The sequence below is a fragment of the Gemmatimonas sp. genome, from assembly GCF_044345575.1.
Lineage (GTDB): Bacteria > Gemmatimonadota > Gemmatimonadetes > Gemmatimonadales > Gemmatimonadaceae > Gemmatimonas.
Genome location: NZ_JBIJAW010000441.1, coordinates 1 through 2,500 on the forward strand (window position 1 = coordinate 1; position 2,500 = coordinate 2,500).

Below are 2,500 nucleotides of genomic sequence, written 5' to 3' on the forward strand. Positions count from 1 at the left end.
AAATAGCCGAAGCCCCAAGGATCGAGCATGCCGTAGCGATAGCCGAAGCCCCATGCGCCCATACCGCCGGGGCCATAACAAAAATCATCGAGCAGTTCGCAGCGCGACCGCATCGCCGAGCTCCCTCCGCGACCGGTGCGCAGGGCGGCGATATTCGGCCCCTGACTCACGCCGCGGGCGTTCATCATGGCAGGCCCGATCTGGAACCGGTCGGGATTGGCCAGGGCCACCATGACATCGATGACACGCGGCGGTACGCCTCCGTCCGCGAGCTGCAGCAAGGTCTTGGAGTCGAGCGCGATGCGCGGCCCGAGTTCAGTGAGCCAGCCCTCGGCCAGGCTCGTGGGCACCATCATCGCCACGTCCATGACATCGGCGACCTCGATAGGACCGCCGGCCGCCAAGCGGAGGGCGCGCGTCGACCGGATGCGTCCCATGGCCACGCCCGCCAGCTGCACACTGTCCCCTTCAAAGCGGAAGCGCGCGACCGTGGTGGCTTCGTTCTTCCCGACCGCAAGGTGCTGGAACTGGACCCACTGGCCGGCATCGTTCATGGACATCAGGCCGGTCTCCACCCGCTTCACTCCGCGAGCGCAGGTCAGTTCGGCCTTCATCACAAGACGCGCATTCCCCGGCGTCCACTCCGCGCTCTCGACACCATCACATTCGTCGATCCTGCGGGCAAGCGGCTTGCCGGGAATCGGCACCACGGTACGCGACATCAGGGAGTCGCGATGGAAGAGCATCAGCTCGACCGTGCCGGCGGTCGTGGCGCTGGGCACCACACAGGCTCGGGTAGGCTGCTTCTCGGCGTCGAGCTCCTCGAGTCCCACGCCGGAATCGATGGGACGCCAGCAGCCGACCCACGGCTGGAACCGAGGATCGATGGACGTGGTGCCCTGCGCCGGCAGCGTACCGGACAGCATGAGCAGGGAGGCAACGGCGGTCGGCCCCAACAGGCGCCGTGCAAGACGTGCGCGGGACATGGACAGCTCTCCGGATTCGGTGCGACGGATGGGATACACGAGCACGCGGCGTGACGATGATCGGACGGACATCAGAAGCGGAACTGCAGGCCGGTGTTGATCACCACGCCCGACAGGCTGGTCTTGTCGAAGCCCGTGAAATCGCCGCGCATAGGCGTACTGGAATGATCGTAGCGCAATTCGGTGTTCAGCGCGACCGCCGGCAGCACGGCCCATGTGACTCCACTAGCTGCGTAGGCCAGCGGTGCCCAGCCCTTTGCCTCGAGCCGAGCGGTGAACACATCGAGACGGGCCGAGCGGAAGTCGACGAAATCGCCGTTCTGTTGGAAGCGGTACTGCAGGGCGCCCCCACCGGCGGCAACGTAGGGCACGAAACGGGTGGGCACCCACGCCAACCGGCTAACCGCGCGTCCTGCGGGCACCAGGTTGTACCGAATCCCCATGCTCAAGGGCGTGCGGCGCAGGCGCGTGGCCTGTTCAATGGGCAGATCGCGATTATCGACGAAATCCCGATACTCTGATTCTACGCGCCTCGAGGCACTGGAAACGGAAAACTGGAGTTCGAGCTGCTGAGTGAGCGGCACGCCCACGTCGGCCCCGAAGTTCGCACCGAGAAACTGATCAGGGTCCAGCGTCAGCAGCCGCTTTCCCACAGAGTCCGTCACTGCGAAGACCCCATTGGAGGCGTTGGGCCTGACGGCGCCGATACGCAGCGTGAGCGTGGCCGTTGGGCGTCCGAGCAGGTAGTCGCTGCGCCGAGACTGTGCGTGCCCGCTACGAGGCGCGAGTACGCCGAACGAGAGCATCGCGGTGAGTGCGACCGCGGAGCGCAGCGCGGCGCGGCGCGGGCGGGACATCCGGACGAACATCATGGAGACTCCGATGAAGACGCCGAAATATACCCTCGAATGCGCGGCAATGGTTCCAGCCTGGCGCGGGGGTGGTTCAAATCCGCTTCGCTCGTCCGCGCCAGGCCGAGGCCCATGCTGTGCGTAGCGCGGTGAGTATTGGGGAGCGGTGTCACCGACTCGTTATCTGGTGCGTTATGGCGATCGGGGTCGCCACGTCGGTGTGTGCGGAGATTTCGGGGTAGAAATGACGCAACCCCCGCTGCGTGGAGTTAATCCACACAGCGGGGGCTGCAAAGGGTGCCGGCGACGGCCTACTCTCCCGCGAGCTCTCGCCCGGAGTACCATCGGCGCTATCAGGCTTAACGACCGTGTTCGGGATGGGAACGGGTGTGGCCCTGACGCTCTAGTCGCCAGCGAATGGGGGGACCTGTGAGGTCGCCATTCGACAGACAGTTGGGAAGTGATCATGTGGGCGCGGGCCACCCTTTCGGGGTTGGCCGCGCTGACGATACGTGTGCTTTGCGGTGATACTTGATTCCAGGCCGAAGCCTGGGGGAGTCAAGCCGCACGGGCGATTAGGACGGCTGCGCTCGGAACGTCTCGCGACGCTTCCACGTGCCGCCTATCGACGGAGTCGTCTCCTCCGGCCCTTCAGGGAGCTCA

At 65.6% G+C, this 2,500-nt stretch carries 2 protein-coding genes and 2 rRNA genes; all 4 read right to left on the bottom strand.

Annotated features, from left to right (window positions below):
• On the bottom strand, positions 1–1,058 hold a 1,058-nt coding region (locus ACIQ6O_RS16380; RefSeq protein WP_396208840.1), incomplete at its 3' end, for a hypothetical protein.
• A complete protein-coding gene (locus ACIQ6O_RS16385) occupies positions 1,058–1,858 on the bottom strand; it encodes a hypothetical protein (RefSeq protein ID WP_396208841.1) in 801 nt (266 codons plus the stop codon). The genes ACIQ6O_RS16380 and ACIQ6O_RS16385, both read right to left, overlap by 1 nt.
• A 277-nt stretch (positions 1,859–2,135) precedes the next feature.
• A 5S ribosomal RNA gene (gene rrf / locus ACIQ6O_RS16390) occupies positions 2,136–2,252 on the bottom strand.
• Positions 2,253–2,391: 139 nt separating this feature from the next.
• Positions 2,392–2,500: ribosomal RNA gene (locus ACIQ6O_RS16395) — 23S ribosomal RNA — on the bottom strand; the annotation flags it as partial.

Coding starts and splice junctions, on each gene's coding strand:
- ACIQ6O_RS16385 (WP_396208841.1), bottom strand. CDS start 1,858: ATGATGTTCGTCCGGATGTCCCGCCCGCGCCGCGCCGCGCTGCGCTCC.